Annotated in this window: 16 protein-coding genes; 11 read left to right on the top strand and 5 right to left on the bottom strand. The window is 67.4% G+C overall.

Annotated features, from left to right (window positions below; all coding sequences use genetic code 11):
* The 3 genes from A9W96_RS17175 to A9W96_RS33065 all read left to right on the top strand — a co-directional run.
* Positions 1-755 (top strand): TIGR03564 family F420-dependent LLM class oxidoreductase (locus tag A9W96_RS17175; protein WP_067141500.1); only part of this gene is annotated, 755 nt, incomplete at its 5' end.
* A complete protein-coding gene (locus tag A9W96_RS17170; RefSeq protein ID WP_067141497.1) occupies positions 752-1,789 on the top strand; it encodes a CaiB/BaiF CoA-transferase family protein in 1,038 nt (345 codons plus the stop codon). The genes A9W96_RS17175 and A9W96_RS17170, both read left to right, overlap by 4 nt.
* 242 nt (positions 1,790-2,031) lie before the next feature.
* Positions 2,032-2,166 carry a hypothetical protein gene (locus A9W96_RS33065; RefSeq protein WP_255362973.1) on the top strand — a complete coding sequence of 45 codons (135 nt, stop codon included), beginning with the start codon at positions 2,032-2,034 and terminating at the stop codon, positions 2,164-2,166.
* Between the two features lie 46 nt (positions 2,167-2,212).
* Here A9W96_RS33065 and A9W96_RS17165 read toward each other — a convergent pair whose 3' ends face one another.
* Genes A9W96_RS17165 through A9W96_RS17155 form a run of 3 tightly spaced genes read right to left on the bottom strand, consistent with a single transcriptional unit; the run spans position 2,213 to position 4,184 of the window.
* Positions 2,213-3,469 (bottom strand): amidohydrolase family protein, encoded by a 1,257-nt coding sequence (locus A9W96_RS17165; RefSeq protein ID WP_066865638.1) that lies wholly within the window; start codon positions 3,467-3,469, stop codon positions 2,213-2,215.
* Between the two features lie 41 nt (positions 3,470-3,510).
* Positions 3,511-3,825 carry a DUF4286 family protein gene (locus A9W96_RS17160; protein ID WP_066878053.1) on the bottom strand — a complete coding sequence of 105 codons (315 nt, stop codon included), beginning with the start codon at positions 3,823-3,825 and terminating at the stop codon, positions 3,511-3,513.
* 20 nt (positions 3,826-3,845) lie between these two features.
* Complete coding sequence (locus A9W96_RS17155) at positions 3,846-4,184, bottom strand: 2Fe-2S iron-sulfur cluster-binding protein (RefSeq protein ID WP_066865642.1); 339 nt, start codon at positions 4,182-4,184, stop codon at positions 3,846-3,848.
* 126 nt (positions 4,185-4,310) lie between these two features.
* On the opposite strand from A9W96_RS17155, the gene A9W96_RS17150 reads away from it, so the two are divergent.
* The 4 genes from A9W96_RS17150 (at position 4,311) to A9W96_RS17135 (ending at position 8,610) form a co-directional block, all read left to right on the top strand.
* Positions 4,311-5,714: a class I adenylate-forming enzyme family protein gene (locus A9W96_RS17150; RefSeq protein ID WP_067141494.1), complete on the top strand. Its 1,404-nt coding sequence runs from the start codon at positions 4,311-4,313 to the stop codon at positions 5,712-5,714.
* Complete coding sequence (locus tag A9W96_RS17145) at positions 5,692-6,597, top strand: acyl-CoA dehydrogenase family protein (protein ID WP_067141491.1); 906 nt, start codon at positions 5,692-5,694, stop codon at positions 6,595-6,597. Before A9W96_RS17150 ends, A9W96_RS17145 begins: the two co-directional genes overlap by 23 nt.
* On the top strand, positions 6,584-7,666 hold the full coding sequence (locus A9W96_RS17140) for an acyl-CoA dehydrogenase family protein (RefSeq protein ID WP_067141488.1): 1,083 nt from the start codon (positions 6,584-6,586) through the stop codon (positions 7,664-7,666). The genes A9W96_RS17145 and A9W96_RS17140 overlap by 14 nt, the downstream gene beginning before the upstream one ends.
* Positions 7,667-7,839: 173 nt before the next feature.
* The gene (locus A9W96_RS17135) at positions 7,840-8,610 is read left to right on the top strand and encodes an enoyl-CoA hydratase/isomerase family protein (RefSeq protein ID WP_066865654.1); all 771 of its coding nucleotides are present in this window, start codon (positions 7,840-7,842) and stop codon (positions 8,608-8,610) included.
* Between the two features lie 20 nt (positions 8,611-8,630).
* On the opposite strand, the gene A9W96_RS17130 is transcribed toward A9W96_RS17135, so the two are convergent.
* Together A9W96_RS17130 and A9W96_RS17125 are read right to left on the bottom strand one after the other, a co-directional pair.
* Positions 8,631-9,485, bottom strand: a complete 855-nt coding sequence (locus A9W96_RS17130) for a proline iminopeptidase-family hydrolase (protein WP_082972358.1) — start codon at positions 9,483-9,485, stop codon at positions 8,631-8,633.
* A gap of 91 nt (positions 9,486-9,576) precedes the next feature.
* Complete coding sequence (locus tag A9W96_RS17125; RefSeq protein WP_067141485.1) at positions 9,577-10,185, bottom strand: cation transporter; 609 nt, start codon at positions 10,183-10,185, stop codon at positions 9,577-9,579.
* Positions 10,186-10,343: 158 nt separating this feature from the next.
* On the opposite strand from A9W96_RS17125, the gene A9W96_RS17120 reads away from it, so the two are divergent.
* The 4 genes from A9W96_RS17120 (at position 10,344) to A9W96_RS17105 (ending at position 13,994) form a co-directional block, all read left to right on the top strand.
* Positions 10,344-10,862, top strand: coding sequence for a phenolic acid decarboxylase (locus A9W96_RS17120; protein WP_066865663.1), 519 nt, complete (start codon positions 10,344-10,346; stop codon positions 10,860-10,862).
* 112 nt (positions 10,863-10,974) lie between these two features.
* A complete protein-coding gene (locus A9W96_RS17115; protein ID WP_067141482.1) occupies positions 10,975-12,114 on the top strand; it encodes a thiolase family protein in 1,140 nt (379 codons plus the stop codon).
* 7 nt (positions 12,115-12,121) lie between these two features.
* Positions 12,122-13,009 carry a methylmalonyl Co-A mutase-associated GTPase MeaB gene (gene meaB / locus A9W96_RS17110; RefSeq protein ID WP_067141480.1) on the top strand — a complete coding sequence of 296 codons (888 nt, stop codon included), beginning with the start codon at positions 12,122-12,124 and terminating at the stop codon, positions 13,007-13,009.
* 163 nt (positions 13,010-13,172) lie between these two features.
* A complete protein-coding gene (locus A9W96_RS17105) occupies positions 13,173-13,994 on the top strand; it encodes a thiamine pyrophosphate-dependent enzyme (RefSeq protein WP_197499548.1) in 822 nt (273 codons plus the stop codon).
* Positions 13,995-14,145 lie beyond the last annotated feature (151 nt).

Genomic DNA, 14,145 nt, shown 5'->3' with positions numbered 1-14,145 from the left:
TGCCGCTGCAGGCCCAGCACCCCATCGCCCTTGCCCGCCAGGCCCTCTCGACACACGCGGTGGCCGGCGGCCGGCTTGCCCTTGGTGTCGGGCCGTCGCACCACTGGATCGTCCGCGACATGCTCGGCCTGCCGTACGAGAAGCCGGCCGCCTACACCCGCGACTATCTGCAGGTGCTCAACGCCGCCATCGCCGGACCGGGAGACGTTGACGTCGAGAACGATTCGTTCACCGTGCACAACCCGTTGGCGATCGGGGCCGACACCCCGATGCCGGTGCTCGTCGCCGCGTTGGGGCCGGTGATGCTTCAGATCGCCGGTGAACTGGCGGACGGCACCGTGCTGTGGATGGCCGACGAGCGCGCGATCGGCGATCACATCGCACCGAAGATCACCAAGGCCGCCGCCGACGCCGGCCGTCCGGCGCCGCGCATTATCGCGGGCATCCCGGTATGCCTTTGCGAGCCTTCGCGAGTCGACGAGGCCAAGGAGCGGGCCAACCGCATCCTGGGCGAGGCGGAGGTGTCGCCCAACTATCAGCGTCTGCTGGACCGCGGCGACGCCCGCGACGTCGGTGACCTGTGCGCGGCCGGTGACGAGGAACTGATCCTGGGCCGGATGCGCCGGTTCGCCGACGCCGGCGTGACCGATCTGTCGGTGCGGCTGCTGCCGATCGGCGACGATCGCGACGAGCTGGTCGCCTCCAAGCGGCGCACCCGCGAAATGATCGCCTCACTCGCCGCGGAATTGCGTTGACCGCAAACCACTCCGGGCCGCTGGCGGGGGTCCGTATCCTCGAGGTCGGCACCATGCTGGCGGGACCGTACGCCACCATGCTGCTCGCCGACCTCGGCGCCGACGTCACCAAGATCGAACCCGCCGGCGGCGAGATCTCCCGCAGCGTCGGCGCCACCTACTTCGCCAGCCTCAACCGCAACAAATCCAGCATCACGCTGGACCTCAATTCCGATGCGGGGCAGCAGCGGTTGGGTGAACTGGTCGCGGATTCGCACGCGCTGCTGGTGAACCTGAAACCCTCAGCCATCCGCAGGCTGGGCCTGACCTACGACTCGCTGCGCCGGCACAACGAGAAGATCGTCTGCGTGGCGATCACCGGTTTCGGGCTCTACGGCGGCGACGACCCGGCGTTCGACTACGTGGTGCAGGCGGACGTCGGCACCGCCGCCCTGACCGGCGACCCGGACGGTCCGCCGACGCTGCCCGGCTACTCGTCGGCCGATAACTCCACCGGAATGACCGCGGCCCTGGGGCTGTTGGCCAAGATCATCTCGGGCACCGGCGGCCAGGTGGATGTGTCGCTGCGCGACGTCATGCTGTCCCAGCTGAACTACCACGCGTCGGCCTATCTCAACGGCGGCGTCGTACCGCAGCGCCGCCCCTACGGGGCGCATTCGTATTATGTTCCGGCTCAGCTCTTTCCGACCGCCGACGGGTATCTGGCGCTGTTCATCACCCACGACGGCTTTTGGAAGTCGTTCGCCGCGGAAGCCGGCATCGGCGGCTTCGAAACCATGGCCGAGCGAGTCGCGCGCCGCGACGAAGTGCTGGCCGTCGTCACGGCGATGCTCGCCACCGACAGCGCGATCGGCTGGGAGGGGCGCCTGCGCCCGCTGGGGGTTCCCGCCGCCGCAGTCCGGAGCCTGCCCGAAGCGCTCGAGGCCACGCCCGAAGTGATTGTCACAGCGGGTGAATTCCGGTTGGTGGGCAGCCCGATCCACGTCTCGGGGTATGAGCCCGAGTACCGTCCGCCGCCGGAGTTGAGCCAGTAGGCACCTCCGCCGAGCGTCGAATGTGAAGCCAGTTTCACGTTCGGGTCCGAGCGTGAAACCAACTTCACGTTCGGCGTCAGGCGCCCGGCCCGGTGAGGTGAGCCTCGGCCGGCCCAGACCCTGCACGCCGCGACGGCCCAACTCGCCCAGGCTTATCCGGACAGAATCGTGCTGGGTTAGGCGTCGGCTATCCGGAGCAGGCGGCCAGCGTCGGCCGCGACTACGGGAGCCCGGTGGCCACCATGCGTGACTATCTGCAGGCGATGGACGATCCCACAGTGGTGCTGCTTGGGCCCATTGGCGGTGAATTCGGCGCAGGCATTGACCAATTCGAAGAGTTGGCTCCGGCGCTTCACGCGCTCGGGCGCGTCACCTGATGCGCCCTTGTGTCCGAAAGGCCGACCCGCCTCCGGGCTACGTCAGCTACGCGAGCTGCTTCTCCGCGTACAGGCGCGCCCACTCGGCACGCGACCGGATCGACACGTCGACGTCACTTCCCTTGGCGCGCAGGGCCTGCACGGTGGCCTGCTCACGGGGGGTCCGGGCGAACGGATCCCAGCCGAAGAATCGGCAGGCGTTGCCCCAGGTGATCTTGTTGATGTCGGCGTCGTCGGCGCCGGCGGCGTTGAGCTCGGCAAGCACCTGCTCGGGCGCGTCCGGCCAGAAGCAGTCCGAGTGCGGGTAGTCGCACTCCCAGGCGATGATGTCAATGCCGATCTCGTGGCGCAGCTTCAGTGACGTCTTGTCGGTGACATAGCAGGCCAGCGAGTGTTCACGGAAGACGTCGCTGGGCAGCTTGTCGCCGAAGTCACGGCGCAGCCATTTCTGGTTGGTGTAGTGACGGTCGCTGCGATCCAGATAGAACGGGATCCAGCCGATACCGCCTTCGGAGAAGGCGAATTTCAGGTCGGGATAGTTGCGCATGGCCGGGCCCCACAGCAGATCTTGGGCGCACATCGCCGAGACCTGGGTGGCCAGAATGATCAGGTTGTCGATCGGCGCATTCGGTGCCATGCTGATCGCCCCGAACCCGGTGCCGATGTGCAGGCACATCACCACGTTCTCCTCGGACAGCGTGCGGAACACCGGACCCCAGTAGTCCTCGTCGTGGTAGCTCGGTAGTCCTTCCAGGTGCGGCAATTCCGGCATCGTCACCGCGCGGCAACCCTTCGCCGCGACGCGGCGGATCTCGGCGCACATGCCCTCGGGAGTCCAGGTCGGCAGGATCGCGATCGGGATGAAGCGGTCCGGATAGGAGCCGGCCCATTCGTCGATGTGCCAGTCGTTGTACGCCGACACCATCACCAGGGTGACGTCCTCGCGGGTCATGTTGAGGTGGCGGGCCGAAAAGCCGGTGAACGTCGGGAAGCACATCGATGCGAGGATGCCGTTGCGGTTCATGTCGCGGACGCGTTCGTGGACGTCATAGACGCCGGGGCGCATCTCGGCGAAGCCGGCGGGATCGCGGCCCCATTCCTCGGCGGGCCACGACACCACGGCGTTCAGACCGCTGACGCCCTGCGGCCTGCCCTGGTACATCCACTGGTCGACGCCCTTGTCGTCGGTGACGACGACGGGTGCCTCTTCCTTATACTTGGCGGGCACGTGCCGCAGGAACATGTCGGGCGGTTCGACCACGTGGTCGTCGATGCTCACCAAGATCAGGTCGTCGACCTTCATCAAGCAGTCCTCTCTGGCACAGCGATTCGAGCCGAAGTCGGCTAGCCGCTGTGCTCCGTGGTGGTCTCGAGCAGTCGGGGAATCGGCGCCGGGTCGAGCTGCAAGGCATCCGACATGTGCAGCTGCCCGGCGTTGGCGATCATGTTGTCCAGAATCGCCTGCAGATCGTCGCCCTCGATCTCGTAGATGGCGACGTAGGGTCCGTCGCCGTCGACGGGCCGCAGCCGGCGCGCGGAGACGAACCCGTCCAGGGCCACCAGCTCACCCAGGTGCACCTCGTCGTACCAGGTGTTGTATTCCTGTTCGCGTTCGGGCGAGCTGGGTCGGCTCTCCACGAGGATGATGCCCTTGGCCATCGTCGCCACCTCTCTGGCTGCTACTCGTAGCGCACCGTGACCGAGTCCGTGTCCGGAACGCCCTGGCACGTCAGAATGTAGCCCTCGGCGACCTCGTCCTCCTCGAGAGCGTCGTTGACCCGCATGGTGGCGTGGCCCTCTTCGAGCTTGGCCATGCAGGTGCCGCAGTTGCCGGCCTCGCAGCTGAACGGCGGCTCCAGCCCCGCGCGACGGGCGCTCTCCAACAGCGTCTCGCCCGGGACCCTGGGCACCGAGACCTTCTTGCGGTCGAGGTGAATCGTCACCGTCCCGGCACCGGAGCCGTTTGTTGCCGGATCTGTCACCCCTGGGGTCTCCTCGATGATCCGGGTGACCGTCACTGAGACCGCCCCCTCTCCCGTATTTGCATTCTTCAGTATAGAGAATACTATTCTCACGAAGCGATAGCATCTTCTCAAGACTGTATGGATGTCGGGTCAGCCCGGTCTGTCAGGGAAGGACGGGACGTGACCGAGCCGGCGGCGCTCGTGTTCGAGGAACGGCGATTCAGCGCGCCCGAACTCGACGCGTTGGCCGACGGATGGGCCGCAACCCTGGCAAAAGGCGGTGTCGCCGCGGGCCAACGCGTCGCCGTCATGGCCTCCACCCGGCCGGAATTTCTTGCCGTGGTGCTCGCGATCTGGCGGCTGGCCGCCGCGGCGGTACTCATCAGCCCCGCGTGGAAGCGCGACGAGGTCGACCATGCGCTCGCGCTGACCGAGCCCGCGCACGCCGTCGGGGACCACCCGGTGCTGGCCGGCCTGATGCCGATGCTGCACCTCGACGAGCCGGCCGCGCCCGCGGAGCCGATGGCCGCGTCACCGCAACCCGGGGCCGACGCGGCGCTGGTGTTCAGCTCCGGCACCACCGGCCTGCCCAAGGCCGTCCGGCACACCCACGCCTCGTTGGACGAAGCGGTGCGGCACTGGCGCCAAGCGCTGCAACTGACTCACCGCGACCGGATCCAGGTCGCCACGCCGCCCTCGCACATCCTCGGGCTGCTGAACCTGCTGACCGCGCTGAAGGCCGGCGCCGGTGTGCGCCTACATCCCCGGTTCGACATCGAGCGGGTGCTGCAGCACATCGAAAGTGACCGCATCACAGTGGAAATGGCCGTCGCTCCCATTGCGTTGGCCATCGCTTCACATCCCAGCCTCGAGTCCTATGACCTGTCCTCGCTGCGCTACATCATGTGGGGGGCCACGCCGGTCAACGCACACGTCGCAGAGACGGTGACCCGGCGCACCGGTGTGGGTTGGCTTCCGGCGTACGGGACCACGGAATTGCCTGTCCTGGCGTGCAATCCGATCGAGGACCCGCGCCTGGACACCGTCGGACGGGCGGTGCCCGGTGTGGACCTAAGGATCGTCTCACTGGAAACCGGCCAGCCGGTCGGCCCCGGTGAGGTCGGGGAGATCCAGGCCCGCGCGGCGTCGCTCATGGCCGGCTACCTGCCGGCGGACGCGACCCGCGAGGCGATCCGTGACGGGTGGTACCGCACCGGAGATGTCGGCTGGCTCGACGCCGGCGGGTGGCTGCGGATCACCGACCGCCTCAAAGAGATGATCAAAGTGCGCGGCTTCCAGGTCGCCCCCGCCGAAATCGAGACGGTGCTGCACAGTCATCCGGCCGTCAAAGACTGCGCGGTGTTCGGGATTCCGGACGGCCTCAACGGCGAAGCCGTCGTCGCCGCGGTCGCGACGTCCGCGTCGGTCGATGCGACAGACCTGACCGCCATGGTGGACGAGAAACTGGCGTCCTATAAGCAGCTGAGCCGAGTGGTGTTCGTTCCCGACATTCCCCGCCTGCCTTCGGGCAAGGTGCTGCGCCGAGTTCTGAAGGAGCGTTATGGATGTACGTCTGACAGCTGAACAACAGCAATTACGGGACGCCGCAGCCAAACTGGCCGACGACCTCGGGCCGGCCGTCGTGCAGGATCTCGACGACCACACGCGAATCACTCGTCTGGACAAGCAGATCGAGAACACCGGCTGGCGGTCGTTGCGTTCCGACGGGGCCTCCGGCGTGGAGGTAGCCATCGTGGCCGAGGAATTCGGCCGACGGCTGGTTGACACCCCCTTCCTCGGCCCGGTGCTGGCCGACGATCTGGGCCGCCACGCCGGTGCGGACGTGTCCGCGGCCACCGTCGCCTTCGGCGATCGCGTGATCGACGCCCGCGGCGCACGGCGCGCCCTATGGCTCTCGGGGGGCACCGTTCTTGCCGGTGATGTGCAAATCGCACCGGAGAGCGTCGATCTGACGCGGGCCGACGCGACGATCACCGGATCGCCGGAGACGCTGGCGGAAGTGTCCTCCGCCGTCGCCGAGCAGTGGCGGGCCCTCGCCTTGGTCGCCACCACGGCCGACCTGGTCGGCATCGCGAGGGGCGCCCACGCCCTCGCGTGTGACTACGCGAAAATTCGTGAGCAGTACGGCAAGCAGATCGGCTCCTACCAAGCCATCGCCCACCTGCTTGCCGAAAGCCTTGCGCTGATCGAAGGTTCGGTGAGCGTGCTGCGACATGCGGCGTGGGCGGTCGACGAGCTGGCTCCCGCCGAAGCCATTCGGGCCGCCCAGATCGCCAAGGTGTACTGCGCGCGCGCCACCCGCACCGTCTGCGAGACGGCCATCCAGGTGCACGGCGGTATCGGCAACACCTGGGAATGCGTGGCGCATGTCTATCTGCGCCGCGCCCTCACTTCGACCGAGCTGTGGCCGGTCGCGTTGAAGGAGATCGATTTTGGACTTTCGTGACTCACCCGATGAAGCCGCCTTCCGGGAGCGGCTGCGCACCTGGCTTGCCGCGCACGCCAAGGAGTTCTCCGGCTCCGGTGACGAGTATTGGGCGCGCATGGCCGACTGGCACCGCGCCCTCTACGACAACGGCTTCTTCGGCCTGTCCTGGCCACGCGACTGGGGCGGTCAGGACTTAGCGCCCGTCTACGACGTCATCGTCGACGAGGAGCTGGTGCGGGCCGGCGCGCCGCCGCGCCCCAGCGTTGGCTATCTGGTGTACGGCATCGGTGAACACGCCAGCGACGACCTGCGAAAGCGCTTCCTGCCCGGCATCATCAACGGAACCGAGCGCTGGTGCCAGGGCTTCAGCGAGCCGGGCGCCGGTTCGGATCTAGCGTCGCTGACCACCACCGCTCGCCTCGAGGGCGACACGTATGTGGTGAACGGGCACAAGATCTGGACCAGTTATTCCGACGTGGCCGACTGGTGTCTGTTGCTGGCCCGCACCGACCCCGAGGCCAAGCGCCACCGCGGCCTGTCGGCGTTCGTCCTGGAGATGAAACAGCCCGGCGTGCAACAGCGCCCGCTGCAGATGATCAACGGGGTGACCAACGAATTCGGTCAGGTGTTCTTCGACGGTGCCAAGGTGCCGGCGGACCGGATGGTCGGGGCGCCCGGTGACGGTTGGGCGGTGGCCATGACCGTCGTCGGGCACGAACGCGAGCCCTCCACTCTCGGCTACGCGGCGCGCTACGGCAAGCTTGTCCGAGAGTTGTTGTCCCGCAACGACGGCGAGGTGCCCGAGGAACTGGCTTGGGCCGCGGTCCAGTCGGATATGCTGACCCACCACGTGCGCCGGCGGCTGTCCGAACAGCTCGACGGGGTCTCGCATGGTTCGGAAGGATCGCTGGACAAGCTGTTGATGACCTGGGTGGAACAGTCCGTCGGGCACGCCGCCCTGGCCGTGGCGGGCACCCGGGATCCAGATCTGCTCAGCGCCTACCTCTACAGCCGCGCGCAGAGCGTCATGGGCGGGACGTCGCAGATACAAAAGAACATCATCGCTTCACGAATCTTGGGATTGTAGAGAGTGATCGCGAACGCGGGCGCAGCCCGGGTGAAGCGGGTCACGACCGTAGTAGGAGTGATCGCGAACGCGGGCGCAGCCCGGGTGAAGCGGGTCACGACCGTTGTAGAGAGTGATCGCGAACGCGGGCGCAGCCCGGGTGAAGCGGGTCACGACGATCGAAGGAGTCTGACGTGTACGACATGCCTACCGAAATCGACGTTCAGGCCGACGGTGCCTTGCGCATCATCACGCTCAACCGGCCCGATTCGCTCAACTCGGTCAACGACAACCTGCACGTCGGCCTCGCGCGGCTCTGGCAGCGACTCACCGATGACCCCACCGCCCGCGCCGCGGTGATCACTGGCGCAGGCCGGGCGTTTTCGGCCGGCGGTGATTTCACGTATCTGGAGGAGCTGGCGAACGATGCCGACTTGCGCGCCAAGACAATTCGCGACGGACGCGAGATCGTGCTGGGCATGGCGCGGTGCCGGATTCCGGTGGTGGCGGCGGTCAACGGCCCCGCCGTCGGACTGGGCTGCAGTCTGGTGGCGCTCAGCGACATCGTCTACATCGCCGAAGACGCCTATCTGGCCGACCCGCACGTGCAGGTCGGCCTGGTGGCCGCCGACGGTGGGCCGCTGACCTGGCCGCTGCACATCAGCCTGCTGCTGGCCAAGGAATTCGCCCTCACCGGAACCCGTATCGGCGCACAGCGGGCCGTCGAGCTCGGCTTGGCCAATCACATTGCCGACGACCCGGTTGCGGAGGCGATCGCCACCGCCAAAAAGATTCTGGAACTGCCGCAGCAGGCGGTCGAGAGCACCAAGCGCGTGCTCAACATTCACCTGGAGCGGGCCGTGCTCGCCAGTCTGGACTATGCGCTGTCGGCCGAGAGCCAGTCATTCCTGACCGAGGACTTCCGGGCCAACGTCGCAAAGTTCAACGCGGCCAAGAAGAACTGAGGTGTAGCGGCGCGACGGCCTCACGAGTCATGCCGGCGCAGGAAGTCACGCATCACCGCGTCGAACTTGTCGGGTTCCTCGATGAACGGCATGTGAGCACTGGATTCGAACAACTCGAACCGTGAACCCGCTATACGGCGGTGCATCTCCCACATGTGTTCGGGAACGCATTCGTCGTACTTGCCCGCGAGAATCAGTGTCGGCAGGGTGATTTCGTGGAGCCGGTCGACCACATCCCAGTCCCGGATGGTGCCGACGATGTGAAAGTCGCTGGGGCCGAACATGGTCTCGAAGATCTCGGTGCCCATGTTCCGGAACGCATCCTCGAGCTCTGGCGGCCAGGGGCGCACCCGGCACAGATAGGTTTCGTTCCAGGTCCGGATGGCGGCCTGATAGTCGGGAGAGTGCGTGGTGCCGGCGGCTTCATGGCGGTCGATGGCGGCTTGGGTGGCCGGATCCAGCTCGGATTTCAAGCGCCCCACCATCTTCGCGAACTCCGGGATGGACGCGATGCTGTTGGAAATGATCAGGCTCGCCGTCCCGGCGGGGGCCGCGTCGAGCGCGTATTGCTGGGCCAACATTCCGCCCCAGGAGTTACCGAACAGATGGAAGCGGTTCAGGCCCAGGGCCCGCACCACCGCGTCCACCTCCGCCACCGAGCGCTGCATCGTCCAAAGCTCGCGATCGGGTGGGCATTCGGAGTGCCCGCAACCGAGCTGATCCCAGAAGATGACCTCGCGCTCTGTCGCCAACCGCGCCAGCGACCGCAGGTAGTCGTGCGGCAGGCCAGGCCCGCCGTGAACGACGAGCAATGGAAGACCCGCGCCGCCTCCGGTCCGCTTGAACCACACGTGGCCGCCCGGGACCGCGACCATGCCCTGAGTCATTCATCCACCATCGCAAATCGAGGGGTTTCCCGCACTGTGACGCCGTTGACACGGGGTTGTCTCGTGGCGCTGATTTGAGTCAGGGCGGCGGTGACGGGGCGAAGAAGATTTCTTTGACCTCGCGCAGCGCGTAGAACACGAGCACGTAGCCGGCGAGGGGGTCCGCCCACCACCAGCCGGCGATGCTGTTCAGCAGCAAGCCGAGGAGCACCGCGGCCGCCAACAGGCCGTCGACGAGCGTGACGCGGCCCTCAGTGGTGAGCACGGGGTTGCTCAGGGCGGCACCGGTTCGGGCCTTGCCGGCCGCAAGCGCGAACATCGTCACCGCGGTGATCGCCGTCCATGCGATACCCAGGCGCGAGGGCTCGGGGTGAAAGCCGGTGACGAGGACCATCGTCGACTGCACCACCAGGTAAATACTTAGCGCCGCAAAGGCGGCGCCGATGAGCCGCAACGCTTTTCGTCGACGGGCCGCTCCTGTTCCCCACAGCTCCCAGATCACCACCGATGAGGCGCCGATCTCGATCAGCGAGTCCAGACCGAACCCGGCCAGCGCCACCGATCTGGCCGCGATGGCGGCCGACGCGAGGATAACGATGCCAACCACGTTCCAGGCCAAGGTGGCGTATTCGAGGGCAAATCCGCGCCGCAGCAGAGACCGGCGGGCGGCCTCGTCCAAGTGGCTCATCGCAGTCAGTCTCACATACCGGCATACCGCCATGGCCGATATCGTCGAAGGACGGTGCAGGAAACCTCGACGTCGCCGGGCGTGGTTGCCGCAGCAGCCGCGTTCCCGGCAGGATTTCCCAGTGCAGGAGCTGCGGGGCCAAACGGGGAGGAACGGCAATGACGAGTGTTGACAATCCGATTCCGGCGCAAGACCTTTCGGGAATCGTCGGGCACCGCTTCATCTACACCTACGCCAACGGTTGGCAATACGAGATGTACGTCAAGAATGCCACCACTATCGACTACCGGATCCACTCCGGGCACGTCGGCGGCCGCTGGGTCAAAGGCCAGCACGTCGACCTCGTCCAACTCGACGATGACAGCTTCAAACTCTCGTGGTCCGAACCCACCGGCACCTGCGTGGCCGTCAACGTCTTGCCCGCCAAACGCCGCGTTCACGGGGTCATCTTCTTTCCCCAGTGGATCCGGCAGCACGGTGAGCGCACCGTCTGCTTCCAGAACGAACACCTGGATGAGATGCAGGCCTACCGGGATCAAGGCCCGACCTACCCGATCTACGAAGTCCCGGAATTCGCCTACATCACCCTGTTCGAATACGTCGGTGCCGACGACGAGAGCGTCATCGACACCGGTCCCGAACATCTGCCCGCGGGATGGGCCGACCGCACCAACTGATCGGTGGGCGATTGTTGCGACTCGCACTCTCGCAATGAGAGAATACGATTCTCACTGGACGTGCGAGTGCCGCTGCGGCCCCGTACCCGCTGGCTGAACTGGAGAACGACCCGTGTCTGAAGCCGTCATCGTGTCCGCCCTGCGCACCCCCATCGGCACCGCTCGCAAGGGCACGCTGCGCGATACCAGTGCGTTCGACCTGGCCCACCACGTCGTCAGCGAGGCCGCCAAGGATCTGGACCCGACGCAGGTCGACGACGTGGTCCTGGGCGAGGGTCTCTACGGCGGGGGCGTGCTCGCCCGCCACGCCGCCGTCACCGCCGGGCTGACGCAGGTGCCCGGATTGGCCAACAACCGGCACTGCGCGGCGGGGCAGGCGGCCGTGCAGACCGCGGCCGCCGGCGTGCGCGCGGGCATGGACCAGCTCGTCATCGCCGGGGGCGTGAACTCGGCGTCGACGTCCCCGCGATCGCGGATGCAGGTGGACGGCGAGTGGGTCGACTGGTTTCCGCCGACCCACCCGGACCGGCCCGACGCCCCCAACATGGACATGTCGATCACCGTGGGCTGGAACGCCGCGGTCAAGGCCGGCGTGAGTCGTGAGGAGATGGACGCCTGGGCGCTGCGCTCACACCGCAACGCCATCGCCGCCATCGACGAAGGCCGCTTCAAAGAGGAGATCGTGCCGATCGAGACCCCGCACGGGTTGTTCGCTGTCGACGAGCACCCGCGCCGGGACACCAGCATGGAGAAGCTGGGCGCGCTCAAGCCGCTGCACCCAGAAATCGAGGGCTTCTCGATCACCGCCGGCAATGCCTGCGGCGCCAATGACGGCGCCGCGGTGCTGACGATCGCCAGCGACCGGCTCGGGTTGCCCGCGCTCGCCACCATCCGGTCCTGGGCATCCGTCGGCGTCGACCCTGCGATCACCGGCCTGGCGCCGGTGGAAGCGATACCGAAAGCCCTCAAGCGAGGCGGATTTTCGATCGCCGACGTGGACCTGTTCGAGATCAACGAAGCGTTCGCCGCGATGTGCGTGGCCACCATCAAGCTGCTCGAGCTCGACCCCGACAAGGTCAACGTCAGCGGCAGCGGTTGCTCGCTGGGCCACCCCGTCGCGGCCACCGGCGCCCGGATGTTGGTCACCCTGGTGCACGAATTGCGCCGCCGCGGCGGCGGCATCGGCGTCGCGGCGATGTGTGCGGGCGGCGGGATGGGCGCGGCGACGGTGATCGAGGTCGCGGCTCCATAATGCGTACATGATCATCGCTGATCTGATTGCCCGCGCGCGCAACGGATCTCCCCGTGCGGTCGGTCGCCTGCTCAGCCTCGTCGAGGGCGACCAGCGCGACGAGGTCTTGGCGAATATCGGGTCATCGCCGGGCGGCATGGGCCCGGTCGTCGGCATCACCGGCCCCCCGGGGGCGGGAAAGTCGACGACGGTCGCCGCGCTGGTCAGTGCCTACCGCAAGCGCGGTTCCCGGGTGGCGGTGTTGGCGGTGGACCCGTCGTCCCCGTTCAGTGGGGGTGCGCTGCTGGGCGATCGAATTCGAATGGCCGCGCATATCAACGACTCCGACGTCCTGATTCGTTCGGTGGCCACCCGTGGGCACCTCGGCGGCCTGGCCGCCGCGGTTCCGGCGGCCATCCGGTTGCTGGGGGCGATCGGGTATGACGTCGTCCTGCTGGAGACGGTGGGGGTGGGCCAGTCCGAGATCGAGATTGCCGCCGTCGCCGACCCGACGGTCGTCATCCTCAATCCCGGTGCGGGCGACGCGGTTCAGGCGGCCAAGGCGGGCGTGCTGGAAGTCGCCGACATCGTGGCGGTCAACAAGGCGGACCGCGACGGTGCCGAACAGACGGTTCGGGATCTGCGGGCCGAAACCAGTGCCCCGATCGTCTCCCTGATCGCCGCCCGGGGCGAGGGCATCGACGACCTGATGGCCGCCATCGAGGACCATCGCCGCACCGACAGCCGTGCCCGGCGGCTGGCGCGGGCGCGGGCGCAGATTCTCTCCCTCGCGCAGACCAGGCTGCGGACCCAGCCGGATCTCGACCGGCTCGCCGAGGCGGTCGTCGACGGCGACCAGGACCCCTACACGGCCGCCGATCAGCTGATCTCACCTCCCGCACCCCGGACCGACTGAGCCCGGCTGTCCCCCAATCGGGGGAACGGGCGTTCATCACGTTTGCGGGCCGATCGGCGGAGGTGCCACCCGCGCAATCGCCCTACGTTGAGGTCGTGTTCCACGCGGCGGCCACCTCGGCCAGCGAGTTAGGAGATCCGGCATGACGCACACCCCCCAGCCCTTGGCAGCGCTCGACCGTGATGACCACCTGGAGCTGTATCGGCGAATGTGGGTACTGCGACTGCTCGACATGGCGTTGGAGGAGCTCGAAGTCGACGGCCTGATCGACGACGCCACGCGAACCGAATTCGGCCAGGAGGCGGTGGCGATCGGCGCGGTTGCGGCTCTGCGGCCCGGCGATCTCGTCAACGCCACCACCCAGCAATTCCGGCACGCCCAGCAGGTCGGCCTGGCCCTTCCCCTAGGCCCCGCCATCGCCGGCATGATCGGCCCACGGCGCCGTGTCGGCGCCGAGGTCGCCGACTGGAAACGGTCGATGGCCAACGAAAGCGCTCTGGGGCAATCGACCATGTTCGCGCTGGGTGACGCCAACACGCAGCGCCTGACCGGCGAGGGCAACGTCAGTTTGTGTGCCGTCGGAGGCCGCGATACCCACTCCGTCGAGTTCACCACGGCCGCAAAGATTGCCGTGCAATGGCGGCTGCCGGTGGTGTTCGTCGTGGAAAATATCCGCGGTGGAACGAACGCGCGCCGGCGCGCCTACGAATTCGACGCGATGCCCATGCTGTCGGTCGATGGCAGGGACGTTGTGGCGGTGGCCGACTCGGTCGCCGAAGCGGTGCACCGCGCGAGCGCCGGTGACGGCCCCGCCCTGGTCGAGGCGATCACCTATCAGACGAACCACCCCATTGCCGTGGATCCGTTGGTCTTCGCACGCCGCCAGCTGATCGCGGCCGGCGGCAGCGGCGATCACCTCTGCGAGGTGGAACGCGGGGCACGCCACCTGATCGCCGAGGCAATGCGGCAAGGTCTGCTCAGCTAGCGGCCGACCAGGGATTCGGCTTGGGCGTGGACGCGATCTGCCGCGCCCGCACCACTGCTTTGGCCGACGCTATGGCCTCGGCGATCAGGTGGCGTGCCCCGCGTTCCACCTCGCAGAGGTGATCGCCGCTGCCGCCGGCCGCGATCAGCTG

The sequence above is a fragment of the Mycobacterium sp. 1245852.3 genome (assembly GCF_001669335.1).
Classification (GTDB): domain Bacteria; phylum Actinomycetota; class Actinomycetes; order Mycobacteriales; family Mycobacteriaceae; genus Mycobacterium; species Mycobacterium europaeum_A.
The sequence above is the reverse complement of the archived record's forward strand: the minus strand, read 5'-3'. Positions and strand labels throughout refer to the sequence as shown.